Annotated in this window: 16 protein-coding genes; 8 read left to right on the top strand and 8 right to left on the bottom strand. The window is 63.9% G+C overall.

Features of this window, described 5'->3' with window-relative positions:
• Nucleotides 1-5: 5 nt before the first annotated feature.
• The 4 genes from PQQ86_RS28270 to PQQ86_RS28255 form a co-directional block, all read right to left on the bottom strand.
• The gene (locus PQQ86_RS28270; RefSeq protein ID WP_408274476.1) at nt 6-350 is read right to left on the bottom strand and encodes a DUF1488 family protein; all 345 of its coding nucleotides are present in this window, start codon (nt 348-350) and stop codon (nt 6-8) included.
• A complete protein-coding gene (locus tag PQQ86_RS28265; RefSeq protein WP_408274473.1) occupies nt 347-910 on the bottom strand; it encodes a DUF4142 domain-containing protein in 564 nt (187 codons plus the stop codon). The genes PQQ86_RS28270 and PQQ86_RS28265 overlap by 4 nt, the downstream gene beginning before the upstream one ends.
• A 97-nt stretch (nt 911-1007) precedes the next feature.
• Nucleotides 1008-1559 (bottom strand): type 1 glutamine amidotransferase domain-containing protein, encoded by a 552-nt coding sequence (locus tag PQQ86_RS28260; protein WP_408274470.1) that lies wholly within the window; start codon nt 1557-1559, stop codon nt 1008-1010.
• A gap of 100 nt (nt 1560-1659) precedes the next feature.
• A complete protein-coding gene (locus tag PQQ86_RS28255) occupies nt 1660-2001 on the bottom strand; it encodes a chemotaxis protein (protein ID WP_408274468.1) in 342 nt (113 codons plus the stop codon).
• A 176-nt stretch (nt 2002-2177) separates the two neighbouring features.
• On the opposite strand from PQQ86_RS28255, the gene PQQ86_RS28250 reads away from it, so the two are divergent.
• A complete protein-coding gene (locus PQQ86_RS28250) occupies nt 2178-3410 on the top strand; it encodes a DNA topoisomerase IB (RefSeq protein WP_408274466.1) in 1233 nt (410 codons plus the stop codon).
• Between the two features lie 139 nt (nt 3411-3549).
• Here the strand turns inward: PQQ86_RS28250 and PQQ86_RS28245 are convergent, their stop codons facing one another.
• Both PQQ86_RS28245 and PQQ86_RS28240 read right to left on the bottom strand, forming a co-directional pair.
• On the bottom strand, nt 3550-3825 hold the full coding sequence (locus tag PQQ86_RS28245; protein WP_408274465.1) for a hypothetical protein: 276 nt from the start codon (nt 3823-3825) through the stop codon (nt 3550-3552).
• 83 nt (nt 3826-3908) lie between these two features.
• Entirely contained in the window at nt 3909-4211 is a 303-nt protein-coding gene (locus tag PQQ86_RS28240; protein WP_408274463.1) for a hypothetical protein, read from the bottom strand.
• Between the two features lie 399 nt (nt 4212-4610).
• On the opposite strand from PQQ86_RS28240, the gene PQQ86_RS28235 reads away from it, so the two are divergent.
• The 4 genes from PQQ86_RS28235 (at nt 4611) to PQQ86_RS28220 (ending at nt 7832) form a co-directional block, all read left to right on the top strand.
• Entirely contained in the window at nt 4611-5138 is a 528-nt protein-coding gene (locus tag PQQ86_RS28235; RefSeq protein ID WP_408274460.1) for a PRC-barrel domain-containing protein, read from the top strand.
• A gap of 198 nt (nt 5139-5336) precedes the next feature.
• Nucleotides 5337-5747: a DUF3175 domain-containing protein gene (locus PQQ86_RS28230; protein WP_408274457.1), complete on the top strand. Its 411-nt coding sequence runs from the start codon at nt 5337-5339 to the stop codon at nt 5745-5747.
• Nucleotides 5748-5833: 86 nt separating this feature from the next.
• On the top strand, nt 5834-7153 hold the full coding sequence (locus PQQ86_RS28225) for a cation:proton antiporter (protein ID WP_408274454.1): 1320 nt from the start codon (nt 5834-5836) through the stop codon (nt 7151-7153).
• 109 nt (nt 7154-7262) lie between these two features.
• Nucleotides 7263-7832, top strand: coding sequence for an FUSC family protein (locus tag PQQ86_RS28220; RefSeq protein WP_408274451.1), 570 nt, complete (start codon nt 7263-7265; stop codon nt 7830-7832).
• Here the strand turns inward: PQQ86_RS28220 and PQQ86_RS28215 are convergent.
• A complete protein-coding gene (locus PQQ86_RS28215) occupies nt 7829-8782 on the bottom strand; it encodes a cupin domain-containing protein (RefSeq protein WP_408274448.1) in 954 nt (317 codons plus the stop codon). The two genes, PQQ86_RS28220 and PQQ86_RS28215, sit on opposite strands and share 4 nt — an antisense overlap.
• Nucleotides 8783-8899: 117 nt before the next feature.
• Between PQQ86_RS28215 and PQQ86_RS28210 the strand changes: the two genes are divergently transcribed.
• A complete protein-coding gene (locus PQQ86_RS28210; RefSeq protein ID WP_408274445.1) occupies nt 8900-9256 on the top strand; it encodes a carboxymuconolactone decarboxylase family protein in 357 nt (118 codons plus the stop codon).
• A 179-nt stretch (nt 9257-9435) separates the two neighbouring features.
• Here the strand turns inward: PQQ86_RS28210 and PQQ86_RS28205 are convergent, their stop codons facing one another.
• Entirely contained in the window at nt 9436-10485 is a 1050-nt protein-coding gene (locus PQQ86_RS28205; RefSeq protein WP_408274442.1) for an aldo/keto reductase, read from the bottom strand.
• 342 nt (nt 10486-10827) lie between these two features.
• Between PQQ86_RS28205 and PQQ86_RS28200 the strand changes: the two genes are divergently transcribed.
• Nucleotides 10828-14163, top strand: a complete 3336-nt coding sequence (locus PQQ86_RS28200) for an autotransporter family protein (protein WP_408274439.1) — start codon at nt 10828-10830, stop codon at nt 14161-14163.
• A gap of 163 nt (nt 14164-14326) precedes the next feature.
• Nucleotides 14327-18835 carry a DEAD/DEAH box helicase gene (locus PQQ86_RS28195; protein WP_408274436.1) on the top strand — a complete coding sequence of 1503 codons (4509 nt, stop codon included), beginning with the start codon at nt 14327-14329 and terminating at the stop codon, nt 18833-18835.
• Nucleotides 18836-18975 lie beyond the last annotated feature (140 nt).

The following is an 18975-nucleotide window of genomic DNA, read 5'->3' as shown; positions in this document are numbered from 1 at the left end:
CCGGGCTACGCGGTGGTTCCGCGATCGGGTTCCATGCCTTCCACTCTGAACAGTCCGCTATGCAACACTACGCCTTCACCGCCGCTCTGGTCGAGTGCTTCCGCGCAAACCGAGCGGATGCGATTGCGCCCTTTGCGGAAAGCGGCCATCAGGGCGGATTCGAGCGCGGAATCGGCGCCGAAATGATCTTCCAGCGCCTCGGCGGTGATCTCGCACACAACCGCTTCGCCGTCGACGCGCGCCATGAAACGCACCGTCAGATTCGCTCCGTCGAAGGCCGGTTCATCGTCGGGAAAAGTGATATGCATAAGAGAATCCTCATAGGCCGGCCGTGGCAGGATCGCGTTCATGGCGAACTCTTCATTGAACCGGCAAGTTGCTGCGCCATCGCGAGGTGATGCCGGATGGTGGGCAGCGCATGCGCGGCGGCCGCCTTCAGTTGCGAATCGGTGCCGCTCTGGCTCTCCTGCTGGAACAGGTCGACCGCTCGCTGATGCGCTTCCACCCCGATCTGCTCGACATAGGCCTGATCGAATTCGCGGCCGTTGAGCGTCTGCAGTTTGCCGACCAGCGCCGAATCAGCCGACGGCGCCGTGGCAAGGCCCTTCTTCGCGACGAGTGTGGCCATGCCGTGCGAAAGTTTCGTATGGTCAGCGATCATTTGCTGCGCGAATTTCTTGACGTGCGGATCGCTCGAATTCTTGAGCGCGATTTTGCTTGCCGCGATCTCGGTGGCGTCGGACTGTGAGGCATCCTGCACGAATTGCTGGTCCGCCGGCGAGAGCTTCGTGCCGCTCATCGGCGCATCGCTAGCGGGGGCATCACTGGCTTGTGCGTACGCAGCCCCGATCGACGCCGCGCCGAGCCCCAGCGCAACCGTCATCACTTGTACGGAATACCGGAATTTCATGCATTTTCTCCCTGGTCGAGCTATCCACCGAAGCGGCTGAACGATGAAGCGCAGTACGTCAAAACAGCTTCTGCACATCTCGCCAATCTCGCTTCGCTCAGGCGGCCTTGCGCTTCGACAATTGCGCAATCAGCGTTTTGTTGAAAGCCGGAATATCGTCGGGCTTGCGACTGGTGATCAGATTGCCGTCCTCGACGACTTCCCGGTCCACCCACGTGCCGCCCGCATTGCGAATGTCGTCTTGCAGACTCGGCCAACTCGTCACCGTGCGCCCCTTGATGATCCCTGCGGACACCGGAAGCCACGTGCCATGGCAAATCACCGCGATGGGCTTCTTTGCGCTATCGGCAGCTTTAACGAAAGCCTGTGCCTGCGGCAGCAAACGGATCGCGTCCCCGTTCACCACACCGCCCGGCAGTACAACGGCGTCGTAGTCATTCGCGCTGGCTTTGTCAAAGGTCGAATCGACCTCGACGGTGTCACCCTTGTCGACGTGCCTGAAACCCTGAATCTTGCCGGGCTTCGCTGATATGACGTGTACTGTCGCGCCAGCTTCGGCGAGCGCGCGTTTCGGCTCGATCAGCTCGGCTTGCTCGAAGCCGTCCACCGCGAGTACCGCTACCTTGCAACCCTTCAGCGTATTAGCCATGCGTTTCTCCTTCACGTTAGTGCGGGGTATGGCGCTTCAGGCGGCCTACCCCCTGTTACGTCGTAAGCCAGCAAAAGACGTGCCTATGTCTGAACGCGGCCTAGAGACCCTGCGGATCCTCGTCGAGGCCATCGTCATCGCCGGCCAGCGGATCGACGATGCGGTCGGGTTCGATATCGCCACTCTCAACGAGCGTCGAGTCGCCGTCGGCGGCAGCCCGCTCGCCGGTACCGGCGCGATCGGTGTCACTGCCGAGTTCGGTGTCGCCGGTTTCGAGCGCGTGGTTGTCCAGTTCCGAATCGACGTCGAATTCATGACGCTTCGCACCGGCGACATCGCTACCGCTATCGGACGAATCGCTCGGGCCTAGCGTGCCGGTCGTGCCTGAGGTTTGTTTGACTTCCTGTTGCGGCTTTTCATCGGGATTCAGCGTGCTGCTCATGGCGCTCTCCTTGATTTCTCCAGTACCCGGATTGCGTGTTCGCAAGGACTGTTCCGCTTGTGCGTCACGCAGCACGGTGTGGCACGCGGTCGCCACGCCCGGCACTGGGCATCTCCTTTGCTTGCAGGCAGGCATCGGCGCAAATCGCGCGCTGCCTGAAACTTCTACCTGCGACGATGGCTGCCAAGACCACTTCGATCCGACGTCAACCCGACCGCGCTGACGACAGCGCGCGACCCGCTCCCGCCGTCATGCCGCCGGGCTTGCGCCACGCTGACGACACCAAACCCGGCTACACCCGCAAGCGTGAAAAAGACGGCTTCATCTACGTCGACCTGAGCGGCACGCGTATCGACGACGAAGATGAAATCAAACGCATCAATGCGCTCGCCATTCCGCCCGCTTACGAAGACGTCTGGATCTGTCCCGACGCGCGTGGCCATATCCAGGCGACGGGCCGCGACGCACGCGGCCGCAAGCAATACCGGTATCACCCGCGCTGGCGCGAAACACGCGACGCCGACAAATACGAGCGCATGGCCGAATTCGGGCGTGCGTTGCCGAAGATCCGCGCGCGCGTCGCACGCGACCTGAAACTGGCGGGCATGCCATGCGACAAGGTCATCGCCGCGATCGTGCAGCTGCTCGACACAACGCTGATTCGCATCGGGAGCGCGGAATACGCGCGCGAGAACCAGTCGTACGGTTTGACAACGCTGCGCAAAAAGCATGTGAGGATCGAAGCTGGCCAATTGCGTTTCAAGTTTCGCGGCAAAAGCGGCATCGAGCACGACGTGACCGTGGACAATCCGCGCATCAAACGCATCGTGCGCCGCTGCGCCGAGCTGCCGGGCCACGACCTGTTCCAGTATCTCGACGAAGATGGCACGCGCCGCACTATAGGTTCGGCCGACATCAACGACTACCTGCGCCGCGCGAGCGATGCCGACTTCACCGCGAAGGACTATCGAACGTGGGCCGGCAGCGTCTATGCATTGGCCGCGCTACGGCGGCTGGTGTGCAGCAGCGCAACGGAGGCGCGCCGCCATATCGCTGCGACCGTCAAGGATGTGGCAACGTTATTGCGCAATACGCCCGCGGTTTGCCGGCGCTGCTACATCCACCCGGCGGTGATCAGCGCGTTCGAGGCGGACGAGCTGCAGAGCTTGCCACCCGGCCACGCGCGCCGTGGACTGAGAGTAGACGAAGTGGCATTTGCCGCACTGCTCGCCCACGCTGAGAAACGTGCGGCGAAGCTGGCACGCACGGCCGGCGCCAAGGGCCGCAAGATGCGGGAGACGGCGGTGACGGACAGCGTCAACGGCTCGCTGACAAGCCTGCTGAAAAAGTCACGCGTGGTGCGTAAAGAGGCCGCGGCGAAAGCCGACGCCAGGCAGGCGGCTCGCTAGGCAAAACTGGCGGCGTCGAAAGAGACTGGACTGGCGGAAATCACCGCCTCAGATCCATCTGGGCGTGGAATCCTGGGGGCAACAATCCACTCTTCCATAGTGCAAATGCACGCGCTATTGCCTGGATCTCCGACCTGACTTACTGACTGGCGCCGGAGGCCCCTGCGGCCGCGCCCGGCGCACTCGTCGCGTCGGTGGCGGCCGCAGCAGCCGCACCGCTGCTCGTATCCGCAGTGCTGCCGGTAGCCGCGTTGCCGTTCATCACGCCGCTACTGGCCAGCGCGGCACTGGCGGCAGTGGACGTATCCGCGCTGCCGCTATCGGAACGCTTGCAGCCTGCGGCTGCGGTCAATAACACCACCGCCGCCACGATCAGCGCCTGCTTGCCTGCGCTCTGTCTGGATAACTGTTTCATCACGCCTCCCTCATCGGCCGGGTGAATCCGTGCCGTCATGCGAACGTGGATTCACCTGCCATGGTTGGTGTTTATTGCCTGAGTCATTGGCCTTTCGTATCGCTGCTCGCGTCCGCGCCCGGCGCGTTGGTCGAATCGCTCATCGGCTTCTTCGTCTTCGCCTTCGACTTCGACGTGTGATGCGTTTTCGAGCCGCTAGCGCTCATTGCCCCCGACGCTGGATCGCCGCCTGCCGTCGGCCCTGCGGTTGCCGCACCATGGCCGTTACCCGAGCCGCCGGCTCCGCCTCCGCCACCGCTGTTACCGTTGCCGCCGCCCGCTTGCGCGAAAGCGGCGCCCGACATCGCGACCAATGCCGACACCAGCAATGCCTTTGAATATTTCATCGAAATCTCCGTAAGTGAATGGACGGCGTTTGCCGTGTGCAGCGCGAGGTTCTCCTATCCGTGCTGCCGTTCGCTTCGGGCTTCAAGATTGCCGCTCGAACCGGGCACGGGACTCATGCTGTTGGCGAAACGCGCAGCAAGGGCTATGCCGCGCGCCGCCTTCATGACCGGGTAGAGCGTCGCAACTTGCTCCGTCGCACGCTTTCACTTCTCTCGTCGATACAGACGAAATTATTTCAAACGCTTCGGCATCCTTTACGTGCCGTCTGGATGCGTCGTTGGACTCATTGTTTTAACGAAGCCCGCGCTACACCGATACCGCCCATGCAGCGGTGCTGGAATCCGGAGGAACGATGGTTGCTCAGTTCTCCACACATCGAACCGGTAAGGAGAAACATCATGCTCAACCAGACACAAACCAGCGGCGGTATGCGGCAGGGCCAAGGCGCACGTATCGTCGGCAAAGGCAGCGCGAATGCCGGCGGCCCCGGCCCGGACGTCATGGCGGCAGCCACGCTCGACGGCAACAAGGTGGTCAGCAGCGATGGCGAGGACATCGGCAAGGTCAAGGACATCATGCTCGACGTCGGCTCGGGCCGCATCGCCTATGCGGTGCTGTCGAGCGGCGGCTTTCTTGGCATTGGCGACAAGCTGCTGGCGATTCCGTGGAGCGCTCTTACGCTCGATACCGAGCAGAAGCGCTTCGTCCTCGATATGACTGCCGAACGCGTGAAAAACGCACCGGGTTTCGACAAGGATCACTGGCCTGCGATGGCAGACCAGACATGGGCCACGTCGGTACACCAGTACTACGGCAGCGAGCCCTACTGGGGGCGCGATCCGTATGACCGGCGCGACGACCTGGGTGTAGGTGACATTCCAGCAGGCTCGTCGGACGCACCCGAAGCCGGCGGCCTGAAACTGTAGTTCGCCCACCCGCTGCGGGCAAATCCGGTTCCTGCAGCTTCGAGCTGCACACGCAGCGATGCGCCGGCATACCGCGAAAGCGGCAGCCGGCGCGTTTCGCTTTGAGTAAGCGATTCATCGAGCAGATGACCAGGCGAGCAAATATGCAAGCTGCCAAACGACGTCATCGCGAGCACGAAGGGATAAGGAGGCAAAAGCATGGCTACCAGAAAAGCCGCTAGCAAATCGAAACACCCGGTCGCGCGCGGCAAGTCAGGCCGTCCACCGCGTCAGCGGCATGCACAGGCACATGCCGCGCAGCGCGCGAAAGCCGCCGGCCAAAGCAGCGCGAAGGGTCCGAAAAAATGGTCGCATCATGTGATGGAAACCAGCGATGCGATGGATATCGAACACGATATTTTCAGAACCGGCAGCGCTGAATCGATCGCAAAATCGCTGAAGCAGTCTTCGACGCATAGCCGCCGCCGCAAGGGCACGCCGTTTCAGTCGGCGATGTCGATGCTGAACTTCTATATCAATCGCGCCGGCCGGAATCTGCCGAAGACGCGCCGCGACACCTTGCAGCAGGCCAAACGCAAGTTGCGCGAAGCATTCGGACGCGCACCTTGAGGGAGCGAGTTCGTTGACGCATTCGCGCGAGCGCCCTCACCCGGTTGCGCATGCGTCGTTCGCATGCCGGCCCTAACCGGATGCCCATGCACGAAACACTGTGGTTTCTCATCGTCGGCGCCGTGCTCGTTTTTATGGGCGTGGCAGCAACGACGCTGCGGCGGCTCCCCGTAAGCGCCGCCATGTTCTACCTCGCCATCGGCTACGCGCTTGGGCCGTCCGGCATCGACCTGTTGCGCCTCGATATCGGCGCCGATGCGCATCTTCTGCGAACCATCACCGAGGTCGCGCTGCTGGTCTCGCTGTTCGCCATCGGCCTGCGTTTGCGGCTCGGCGTGCTCGAGAAACTCTGGACCGTGCCGCTGCGTCTCGGCTTCCTTGCCATGCTGGCGACTATTCCGTTGCTCACGCTGTTCGGCGTCTACGTATTGCATCTTGGCTGGGGGCCGGCCCTGCTGCTCGCGGCGATCCTTGCGCCAACCGATCCGGTGCTGGCCCACGACGTCCAGGTCCACAATCCCGGCGATCACGACCTCCTGCGCTTCGCGCTCTCCGGCGAAGGCGGCCTGAACGACGGCATCGCGCTGCCCTTCGCCATGCTCGGACTTGCGATATGCGCGGCGCCCACCGCTCGAGTCAGCGACGTACTGACGTTCAGGCTCGCGGGCGGCATCGTCTGGGGCGTGGCCGGCGCAATCGCGATCGGCGGCCTGCTCGGCTGGGTCACGACGCATGCGGTCGCCTGGTTGCGTACGCGCCATGCGCAGGCGCTCGGTCTCGAGGGCTTCTTCGCGCTGGGTCTGATCGAACTCTCGTTCGGCGCCGCGCAACTCGTGCACACATATGGCTTTCTGGCGGTGTTTGCCGCGGGCGTCGCGATGCGCCGCGCCGAGCATCGCGCAAGCGGCGGCGCTTCACCTCGCGAGGCGATCGGCACGGTCGATTCCGAAGACGTCGAAGCAACCGCGGCAAACCCGAGCAAAGCGCATGCGTACATGACCGAGTCGGTGATGGGTTTCACGATCGAACTTGAACGCATCGCCGAGGTGGCGGTGATGGCGATGGTCGGCAATGTGCTTGCCACGCTGCAAGTCCCGCTTTTCACCTGGCAGACGGTTGCACTCACGGTTACGCTGTTCGTGCTCGTGCGGCCGGTATCGGTGGAGTTGTCACTGCTGGGGTCGAGCGCGACGTCGGCGCAGCGGCGTTTAATGAGCTGGTTCGGCATCCGCGGCATCGGCTCGTTTTACTATCTGGCGTACGCACTCGAACACGGCGCGGCGTCCGACGTCGTGCCACTGGTGCCGCTCGCATTGGCGGTCGTTGCGGCTTCAGTCGTGATTCACGGTGTCTCGGCCACGCCTCTGATGAACTGGTATCACAGGCTGCGCAGCAGCGAAAAGTAAGCTGCCCGAGCCAATGTCCGTTCGTGCCGGCCGGTCCTTATCCGTTCGATCGTAAATTGGAGTCGCTAGAATACGAGTCCCTCGTGCTGCGACAAACTCCCCCCATTCGATGACCGCTCCCGACGAATCAAGACGTGAAGCGCGGACGAACGCCGCCAATTCGCTGTTTGCTTTTCTCAAGGCGTTGCCGCTGGGCGACCGGCTGGCCGAAGGCAGTGTAATGGCCGCGCAGGCGGTGGCCGGCGCCAGCCTTGCTTTCGTGATCGGCCGTTGGCTGCATACGGAGCAAGCCTTCTGGGCCGCGATTACGGCGATCGCTGTCAGCCAGCACAGTTATATCGACACCCGCAATCTGTCGCGCGACCAATTCATCGGCGCGATGGTCGGAGCCGTTTGCGGGCTCGTCGGTGCAACCCTCGGTGGTGGCAATCTTCCCGCTTACGCGGCCACAGTTGCCGCGGCAATCGTGATTTGCTGGGTCGTGAATGTGGGCAGCGCCGCACGTCTGGGCGGCATTACAGCGACCATCATGCTACTGGTGCCGGGCGTCGGTTCGCCATGGGACAGGGCCTTGCTGCGCCTCGGTGAAGTCACGTTGGGCACGGTCTGCGCACTGCTGGTGACCTTGATCATGTCGAGGATAGAGAAGCACTGGTTCGGGCGACCCGACAAAGCCTAGCCGGATTTCTGACCGCTCTCCTGCGGTTGACGCCGGTAACGTCCCGGCGTCGCGCCGACGCTCTGCTGAAACGCCTTGCCGAAGGCCGCTTCCGATTGATACCCCACTGCCTCACCGATCTCCGCGGCGCTGCGCTGCGTGCGTAGCAGCAGATCGCACGCGATCGTCATACGAATCTGCGTGAGGAAGTCCATCACCGTCATACCCGCACGCTCGTTGAAATGGCGTGCGTAAGTCGCACGGGACATCGCCGCGCGTTCACCGAGCTCGGCAATCGTCCACGCCCGTTCGGGCGCGCTCAGCATGCTCTGTACGGACGCACCCAGACGCGCATCAGCCAGCAGCGCCAGCACGCCTGCGCCCGATGCATTCTGTTCGCCATGCACGCGCAGGGCGATCGTGAAGAGCGCGTGGCTCAAAGCAGTGACGATCGAGAGCGCGCCGGGCTGACGTTGTTCGGCTTCGGTTCGCATCAATGCAATCACCGTCTGCAACGCGCCGAGCGTTTGCACACCGCTGAGCGACACATGAAACGGGTCGGGCAGCGCGTTGAGCAGCAACGCTGAGGAACCCGGCGCGTAGACGAACCGGCCGCATAGAAGATCGAGATCGGCGCCGCCCTCGTGCTCGTCATTGCGCTCGTCATTGCGACGCAACGGCAGCATGCCGTCGTGACTTAACGTCAGCGGTGCGGTGGCAGCCGCGCGCCCGCTATCGCGCACCCGATGCGCGGCGCCACGCGGGAACAGCATGAAATCTCCCGCCTGCAGCGTAACCTGCGCGCCACCCGCAGTCTCGACGACGCACTCGCCGTCCAGCACCAGATGAAACGGCGCAATGCCCGCCTCCATCGGTGCGTGATCGATGTCGAAGCCCCCCGTGAGCAGGCAACGCAGATCGAGGCTGGCTTGCGGCCGGGCAAGGTCGATCAGTCGGCTAAGCGTATCCATGAGACGGTCGCGCTAAAAGTTGAGCGAATCGAGTATTCAGGATATCGCGGCACAGCGCAATACTTTGCCTAACGACACCGGCACCCGCCGGGGCGTGGCAAACAAAGGAGCACTGTCATGTTGAACTGGATCGATTACCGCAAGGAACTGTTCGGCCGCATCGGCGAGATCGCCAAACTGTCGCCGGATACGGTGAAGGCTTATCAAACGATGTCGAGCGCGGGCCAGAAGGCCGACCTTCTCGGCGCGAAGACGCGCGAGCTGATTTCGCTCGCGGTGGCCGTGAGCTTGCGATGCGACGGCTGTATCACCGTGCACACCGCCGAAGCGCTGAAACACGGCGCGACACGTGAAGAGATCGCCGAAGCGCTCGGCGTGGCGGTCGCGATGAACGCGGGCGCCACCATGGTGTACTCGGCACGCACGCTGGACGCCGTCGCCGCTTATCAGGCGGATAGCAAACCGGCAGTGTGAAGGAAGCAGTGTGAAAACGATGTGACGGCATGCGGCGCTCACTACGCGCCGCTAGCCCGTTTTGCCGCCGGGCCACCAAGCCGGCGCACCGTTGACCCATTCCCTGCTACCCGCGGCCCACGAGCCATAGTCCGTGACTGCGCCGCGCAACCGCTTCACGCAGCACGTACCACCTGGCGCTACGCCGGATGACGCGCCTCTTCAAGCTGCTTGCGGCGCACCTCGCCCTGGCGCTCCAGCATCCAGCCCGGGTACTCAGCCGGCAGCGTGCTGACCTTATCGAGCTTCGCAAGCTCGTCGGCAGTCAACGTGACGCCGGTTGCGGCGATGTTGTCGTCGAGTTGCTCGATTTTCTTCGCCCCGACGATCACCGAGCTCACCACGCGTTGATGCAGCAGCCACGCAAGCGCGATCTGCGCCACGGACACTTTCTTCGCCTCCGCGATATCGCGCATCACGTCGATACAGTCATAAGCGCGCTCGCGATTGACCGGCGGGAAATCGAATGTTGTGCGACGGCTGCCCGCTTCGCCCTGCTGCTCGCGCCCATATTTGCCGCTCAGCAAGCCGCCCGCGAGCGGACTCCACACCATCAGTCCAAGCCCTTCGCTGTGCAGCATCGGCACGAGTTCGCGTTCGAGGTCCCGGCCCGCCAGCGTGTAATACGCCTGTAGCGATTCAAAGCGTGCGAGGCCGAGGCGCTCCGCAATGCCCAGCGCCTTCGCGATCTGCCATGCGGCCCAGTTCGACACGCCGACATAGCGCACATGGCCATGCTGAACCAGCGTATCGAGCGCGCGCACGGTTTCTTCGATCGGCGTGGCCGGATCGAAACCGTGGATCTGATACAGGTCGACATGATCGAGTTGCAGACGCTTCAGGCTCGCCTTGATCCCGTCGATGATGTGATAGCGGGAAGCTCCGCGCGCGTTTGGAAACTCGGCCGTCTGGCCGAATACTTTGGTTGCGACCACAACCTTGTCGCGCGGCACTTTCAGGTTCTTCAGCGCCTGACCGGTGATCTGTTCGGACTGGCCATCGGCATAGACGTCGGCCGTGTCGATGAAATTGATGCCCGCATCGAGCGCCCGGCCGACCAGCCGCTCCGCGTCCCCCTGCTGCAGATCGCCGATCTGCTTCCAGATACCCTCGCCACCGCCGAAGGTCATCGTGCCCAGGCACAGCTCTGAAACAAACACACCGGTACGGCCTAACTGGTTGTATCGCATCGTCGAGACTCCATCGTGGATTCGTGGATCGGTGAGCCGTACAGAGTACTGCACCTGGCAAATTTCGACAGGACCTGGCGCAAGTCCTGGTTAGCCACCTGGCGAACGAATGTTTCAAACCACTTACGGTTCGCGCAGTAGTTACCGCAGCTCTTTTTTCGGTCCGGAAATAATTCCTTCTCCTTCCATGAGCGAGGCGCTATGCGGGTCTCCGCCAAGCGTCGGCGATGCGCAACATATTCGTAATGTTATGTCGGGGGCGTTTGGAAAGTTTCGGTAAGGCGTGTATAAGTCGGACCATTCCGCTCGTATGGTGCAGTGCCTTTACCAAGGACCGTGCGTATGAAGAAGAAGAAAACGTTTGGAATCGGCCTCGGCAGCGTCGTGCTGCTCTCAAAGGCGTTCACCCCTTCAGCAATGGCCGCGTGCAGCAATACCGCGCCGCCGAGCAATACCACAGTCACCTGCACGGGCAGCGGCCTCGCCGCCGTCATTGCGCAAACCGGCAGCACCGGTGTGACGATCAACGCCGATAGCACCGCCTCGGGCAGCTTCGTGCGCAGCGCCAATCCGGTTGTCTTCAGCGTCGACACCAACAGCACGATCAATAGCAGCGGCAACTTCACACTGACGGGCGGCGGCGGCACGGGCACCGTGCGCGGCGCGGTGCTGCTCGGCGTGGGCAACGGCAATCAGATCACCAACGCGAGCGGCGCGGTTATCACCACGAGCGGCGCCTTCAATGACGGCATGGCCGCCAACGGCAGCGGCAACACGCTGATCAATCGCGGCTCGATCACCACCAGCGGCCCCAACGCTTACGGCATGACGGCCGCGTGGGGACAAACGAACGTCGGCCAGTTGAACAACACGTTGGTCAACAGCGGCAGCGTGACGACCTCGGGCAGCAACGCGCGCGCGGCATCGATCCTGGGCGGTAGCGGCACCATCAACAACAGCGGCACGTTGACTACCACGGGCTCGGCCAGTCCAACCGCTTATCTGCAAGGCAATAACGACCAGCTGATCAACAGCGGCACGATCAGCGCGAGCGGCAGCGGCTCGGATGCGGTGTTTTCCAACACCGCGGGATCGAGCTTCGTGGCGACGATCCAGAACCTCGCGGGCGGCAGCATCATCAGTCAGAACGGCTCCGGCATCCGCACGCTCAACGGCAACAGCACCATCATCAATGCGGGGCTCGTGCAGAGCGGCATCGGCACGGCCATCACGATGGGCAACGGCAACGATTCGCTGATTCTGCAAACCGGTTCGGTGATCAACGGCGCGGCCGATGGTGGCGCAGGATCGAATACGGTGACCTTGCAAGGCTCTGGCACGGCATCGAATGCGTTTACCAACTTTCAGACCTTGCTGATGCAAGGCACGCTGTGGAACTGGACCGGCAGTGGGACCTTCACGCTCGCGCATGTGCAAACCGGCACGCTCAATCTCACCGGCACGTTGGGCGCGAGCGCAACGGCGCTCGTCGATAGCGGCGCGACCTTGCAGGCGAACGCGCAGAACCTGCCCTCCAGCGTGACCGACAATGGCCTCGTGCGGTTTGCCCAGGACAACGCGGGCACCTACACGGGATCGATCAGCGGCACAGGCGCAGTCGACAAAACCGGGGCCGGCGTGTTGACGCTTGCGCCGGCTGCAGCGAGCGGCAACACCTATTCGGGTGGCACGACGATCGATCAAGGCACGATCGCCGTCGGAGCGGACAACGCGCTCGGCGCGAACACGGGCGGGCTCACGTTCAACACCGGCACGCTGCAATTGACGACAAGCTTCGACCTCGCCGGCACGCGTGCCATCACGTTGGCAGCAGGCGGCGGCACGATCGATACGCAATCGTTCGATACCACGCTCTCCCAGGCGGTAAGCGGAACCGGCGCCTTGACGAAAGCGGGCAGCGGCAGCTTGCTGATGACCGGCGTGAGCACCTATAGCGGCGCAACCACGGTCGCAGCGGGCACTCTCGCAATCGGCGATGCCACCCATGCCAATGCTGCGCTGACGGGCGGCGGCGCCACCACGGTGGCCTCAGGCGCGACGCTCGGCGGCTATGGCAGCGTGACGGGCGCGGTCACGAACAACGGCACGCTCGCGGTGGCGAATGCCTTGCCGTCGTTTGCCAGCGAAGGTAACGGCGCGTTCTCGATCAACGGCTCGCTGGTGAATGCCGGACTCGTGCAGATCGGCGGCCCTGCCAACGGAGGTGTGGGCAACCGCTTGAATGTGACGGGCAACTACACCGGACAGAACGGCACCATCGGCCTGAACACCGTCGTCGCCGGCGACGGCGCGGCATCCGATCGCCTCGTTCTGAGCGGCGGAACAGCCACTGGCTCGACGCATCTGCAAGTCACGAACGTTGGCGGCCAGGGCGCACAAACGGTAGCCGACGGCATTCAGGTGATTCAGGCGACCAACGGCGCCACCACCGCCTCGAGCGCTTTTACTCTGGCTGCACCGGTGAAGGCCGGCGCCTATTCCTACTATCTTGCCAAAGGCGGTGTGAGCAGCGGCACGACGGACAACTGGTATCTGCGCAATACGGTTGCGCCGCTGCCGCCCGCCACGACACCCGGCCAGCCGCCGGTCACGGCGCCGGGCACCCCAGGCGAGCCACCCGGTGTCGCGTCCGGCGTGCCGATTGCGGCCGAGGGCACGCCGCCCTTGCCGCCCGCGCCCCCCGCCGGCTCGGCCGCCACGCCGCTGTATCGCGTCGAAGTGCCGGTCTACGCCGCAGCGCCCGGCGTCGCGCGTGAACTCGGGCTGATGCAGATCGATACGTTTCATGACCGGCAAGGCGATCAGGCCTTGTTGAACGAAAGCGGCAAACTGCCTGCCGCATGGGGTCGCGTGTGGGGCGGCCATAGCGTGCTGAGCCAGAACGGCACGGCAAGTCCGCAATTCGACGGCTCTGTGTATGGCATCCAGGCAGGCCAGGACCTGTACGCGGATCGCAGCGCGAGCGGCCAGCGCAATCACTACGGTTTGTTCGTCGGTTTCGCGCGGGCCACCGGCGATGTCGACGGCTTCGCGCTCGGCACGCCCAATCTCGCCGTCGGCCACCTGGCGATCAATGCATACAGCCTCGGCGGCTACTGGACGCATATCGGCCCAAGCGGCTGGTACACAGATGCCGTGCTGATGGGGAGTTCGTTGACCGTCGATCCGGTCTCGCGCGACGGCCTCGCCACGACGACGCACGGCAACGCGGTGACCGGCTCGCTCGAAGGCGGTCTGCCGATCCCGCTCGGCGCGGGGCTCACGCTCGAGCCGCAAGCGCAACTCGTGTGGCAGCACCTCTCGCTGTCCGATTTCAACGACGGCGTGTCGAGCGTCGGCTTCAACAGCGGCAATACTTTCGTCGGACGAATCGGCGCGCGCCTGCAAGCTCAGTTCGATGCCCTCGCGATCGCCTGGCGGCCTTATCTGCGCGTCAGCTTCCTGCGCGAATTCGGCTCCGACGACAAAGTCACCTTCGGCGGCGGGACCGTGATTCCGGGCACCGTCGGGCAAACTGCTGCGCAACTCGGCGCGGGCGTGGTCGGCAAATTCAGCACGTCGGGCAGCGTGTTCGCGACGCTCGCCTGGGTGACGAATCTGGGTGGCGCACACCAGAGAACGGTGACGGGTGACGCAGGCGTGCGCTGGGTCTGGTAGTTTTGCGCAGGACTGTGCTGCAGGTGCGGTGCGGTCCGCACCTGCAGTTATTGCCGCCGTGTTCCGCGCGATAGCCCCCACCGAACCATCGGCAAAGCCGCCCAAAACCTGCCAGACTGAGCGTTGATCCTCGAAACACGCTAGCGCTTGCCGCCCTCTGGATATGGCAGATCGCGTCCCCATCTATGCCAGCATGACTTCGGCCTCGACATCCACCGCCGCGTTGGACGAGCGCTCTGATTCTTCGGGCGTCGATCCGGTATTGCAGGCGACTTCAGACGCTGCTTCGGGTCACGCTTCGGCCCCTGCTTCGGGCCCTTTCACGCCCAGCGCACTGGATGACTTCCATCCGGCAGTCGCCAGTTGGTTCCTGAAGACCTTCCCCGCCCCCACCGCCGCCCAGGCCGCCGCCTGGCCGCAGATTCGCAGCGGACGCTCGACCCTGGTGGCCGCGCCCACCGGTTCGGGCAAAACCCTCACCGCCTTCCTGTCCGCGCTCGACGAACTCGTCCAGCAAGGCCTCGCCAACGGCGGCGCGTTGCCCGACGAAACCCTGGTGGTCTATGTCTCGCCGTTAAAAGCGCTCTCCAACGACATCCGCATCAATCTGCAAGTGCCCTTGCAAGGCATCGCCGCGGAACTCGAGGCGCGCGGCCTGCCGCCGCTCGACATCCGCACTGCGGTACGCACCGGCGACACCACGCAGCAGGAGCGCAACGCGCTAAAAAAACGCGCGCCGCATATTCTCGTGACCACGCCGGAATCGCTCTATGTCCTGCTCGGCTCGGATTCCGGCCGACGCATGCTGTCGACGGTGCGCACGGTGATCGTCGATGAAATCCACGCGCTTGCCGGCAGCAAGCGCGGCAGTCATCTGGCGCTCAGCCTCGAACGTCTCGACGCGTTATGTCAGCGGCGCCTGCCACGAATCGGTCTGTCGGCGACGCAAAAACCGGTCAGCGCTGTTGCACGCTTTCTGGTGGGCGGTGCGAGTATCGAAAGCGATATTCCGGCGGACTGCGCGATCGTCGACGTGGGTCACATTCGCGAGCGCGATCTCGCGCTGGAGATTCCGCCCGTGCCGCTTGAAGCGGTGATGCCCAACGAAGTGTGGGAGCGCGTCTACGACCGCCTCGCCGAACTGATCGCAATGCATCGCACCACGCTGATTTTCGTCAACACGCGCCGCATGGCCGAACGCGCGGCGCGCCATTTGACCGAGCGACTCGGCAAGGACGCGGTCGCCGCGCACCATGGCAGTCTCGCCAAGGAACATCGCTTTGACGCCGAGCAGCGCCTGAAACGCGGCGAGTTGCGGGTGCTGATCGCGACCGCTTCACTGGAACTGGGCATCGATATCGGCGACGTCGATCTGGTCTGCCAGATGGGTTCGCCGCGCGCGATCGCGCCGTTCCTGCAGCGCGTGGGGCGCTCCGGCCACCATGTGGGCGGCATGCCGAAGGGCCGGCTCTTTCCGGCTTCGCGCGACGATCTGATCGAATGCGCCGCGCTGCTCGATTGCGTGCGGCGTGGCGAACTCGACGCGTTGCGGATTCCGCGCGCGCCGCTCGATGTGCTTGCACAACAGATCGTCGCCGAGGTTTCGAGCGCCGAATGGAGCGAAGACGCACTGTTCGAGATGGTGCGGCGCGCGGCCCCCTACGCGGGCCTCGAACGCGAACAATACGACGACGTACTGCGCATGCTGGCCGAAGGCTATACCAGCCGTCACGGCCCGCGCGGCGCCTATATCCATCGCGACGTGGTGAGCGGCACCTTGCGCGGCCGGCGCGGCGGCAAACTGGTCGCCGTTACTTCAGGTGGCACGATTCCCGAGAACGCCGACTATGCGGTGGTGCTCGAACCGCAGGCGATCAATATCGGCACCGTCAACGAGGATTTCGCCGTCGAGAGTCTCGCCGGCGACGTGTTTCAACTCGGCAATGCGTCGTACCGGATTCTGCGGATCGAGAGCGGCCGCGTGCGGGTCGAGGACGCCCAGGGACAGCCGCCGAATATTCCGTTCTGGCTCGGCGAGGCGCCGGGGCGCAGCGATGAACTGTCGTTCGGCGTGGCGCGCCTGCGTGAGCAGATTGGGCGCCTGCTCGATGGGGGCGAGCTCATGACGGTGCGCATCCAACGCGCAATCGACTGGCTCGTCGACGCTCCCGGTCTCGACGAAGCCGCCGCGCGGCAAATCGTCGACTATCTCGCGCGCGCACGCGCCGCGCTCGGCGTGCTGCCGACGCAAAACACGCTCGTGATGGAGCGTTTCTTCGACGAATCCGGCGGCACGCAACTCGTGATCCATGCGCCTTTCGGCAGTCGCGTGAACCGCGCCTGGGGCCTCGCGTTACGCAAGCGTTTTTGCCGGACCTTCAACTTCGAACTGCAGGCCGCCGCCACCGAAGACGCGATCATCCTCTCGCTAACCGGCAGCCATTCCTTCGTACTCGACGAAGTATGGCGATACCTCCATTCGAACAGTGCCGAGCATCTGCTGGTCCAGGCGCTACTCGACGCGCCGCTCTTCGGCGTGCGCTGGCGCTGGAACGCGACCACCTCGCTCGGCCTGCCGCGTTATACCGGCGGGCGCAAGACCCCGCCGCAATTGCAGCGCATGCGTAGCGAAGATCTGCTGGCGAGCGTGTTTCCCGAACAGGCCGCGTGCCTGGAAAACATCGTCGGCGAGCGCGAACTGCCGCATCATCCCTTAGTGGACCAAACGGTCGACGATTGCCTGCACGACGCGATGGACAGCGAAAGCTGGATCGCCTTGCTGCGTCGCATCGAACAGGGCGAGGTGCAACTGATCGCCCGCGATCTGCCGGCGCCCTCGCCGCTTGCCGCCGAAATCCTCACTGCCAAGCCCTACGCCTATCTCGACGATGCGCCGATCGAAGAGCGCCGCACGCAAGCCGTGCAGAACCGTCGCTGGACCGATCCGTCCAGCGCCGACGACCTCGGCGCACTCGATGCCGACGCGATCGACAGCGTACGCGACGAGGCCTGGCCGCAGGCGCGCACCGCCGATGAGATGCACGAAGCGCTAACAGGTCTCGCCTGCATTACCGAGACGGAAGCACGCAGTGTCGAAGGCTGGCCGGCATGGCTCGCGTCGCTTGCCGAATCCGGCCGCGCGACCCGTCTGTGGACCGCTGCCGACGACGCGCTGTGGCTGCCCGCCGAGCGCCTGACCTGTTTCCAGGCGCTCTACCCTGACGCCCGGTTCGAACCGCCGCTCACCGCACCGAAGGGCTATACCGATAGCTGGAGCGCCGACGACGCCCTGCTCGACGTGCTGCGCGCCCGGCTCACCGGCTTCGGCCCGCTGCCGGTGCGCGTGATCGCGCAGGCTCTGAGCTTGCCCACAGCGTCGGTCGAACACACCCTGACGCGCCTCGAAGCAGAAGGCTACGTGATGCGCGGCCGCTTCTCGCCTGGCGCAACCGAAGAAGAATGGTGCGAACGCCATCTGCTTGCGCGGATCCACCGCTACACGGTGAAACGCTTGCGACGCGAAATCGAGCCCGTGGAACGGCACGACTTCATGCGTTTTCTGTTCGAGTGGCAGCATTTGACGCCTGACACCCGCAGCGAGGGACGCGACGCGTTAGCCGCCGTTCTCGACCAGATGGAAGGTTTTCAGGCCGCGGCGGGCGCATGGGAAGAAGATATTCTGCCGGCGCGCGTAAAGGCGTACGCGAACATTTCGCTCGACGAACTATGCCGTGCGGGCAAGATCGTCTGGACGCGTCTGACCGAGCGGGCACGCGGTGCGACGGGACCGGTGCGCAGCACGCCAATCGTGCTTTTGCCGCGCGCACAGGTACGCGTCTGGCGCACGCTGATCGATCCGTCGAAACAACCGGAGCTATCGGCGCGCGCGCAGAGCGTCCATGACACGTTATTGCAGCATGGGGCGATGTTCTTCGACGAATTGCTGACCGAGGTACACGGCTTGCGCATGGAACTGGAAAACGCGCTGGGCGAGCTGGTTGCCGCGGGCCTCGTGAATTCCGACAGTTTTGCCGGCTTGCGGGCGTTGTTGAAACCTGTCGCCAAACGCAGTGCTTATTCCAGTAGCCGGCGTGTCAGGTCGAGTGCATTGATCGGAGGAATGGACGACGCGGGGCGCTGGGCCCTGGTCAGCCGGCAGCCCGTTGTCGCCGCAGCGGAAGCCTCACCGACGCGCCGTCAGCAGTTCGCCCCCGAAGTACTCGAGCATGTCGCAATGACGCTGCTGCGCCGCTATGGCGTGGTGTTCTGGCGTTTGCTCGAACGCGAGGCCGAGTGGTTGCCGCCGTGGCGGGACCTGTTGCGCGTGTTTCAGCGGCTCGAAGCACGCGGCATCGTTCGCGGCGGGAGGTTTGTGAATGGCCTCGCCGGCGAACAGTTTGCTTTACCCGAAGCGATTCCAATATTGCGCGAAGTTCGGCGGCATGCGAACGATGGTGCTTTTGTGTGTATCGCAGGAACCGATCCTTTGAATCTTGCCGGTACGTTGCTGGTGGGTGAACGCGTGCCTGCTGTTGCCGGGAATCGGGTTCTGTATCGCGATGGAATCGTTATCGCGACGCTGGTTGCGGGGACTTTCTGGTTTGACCCCACGGTGGAAACGATTCCCGCCGAGCGGGAACGCGCCCGAAGCGCGTTGGCCCGGCGGTTTTGAGGCAGTCCTGAGCTAATTCCGCGGCGGTTTAATGCGGTTTCAATGCGGTTTCGAGGCTTCGCGCCTGTGTGTGCGCCAAAACAAAAGTCTCAAGACGAAGGCCATCACGACCGTTAATGTTTATAGGCCCGAACGCCAGC

The sequence above is a fragment of the Paraburkholderia sediminicola genome, from assembly GCF_046026675.1.
Taxonomy (GTDB): Bacteria; Pseudomonadota; Gammaproteobacteria; order Burkholderiales; family Burkholderiaceae; genus Paraburkholderia; species Paraburkholderia sediminicola_F.
The sequence above is the reverse complement of the archived record's forward strand: the minus strand, read 5'-3'. Positions and strand labels throughout refer to the sequence as shown.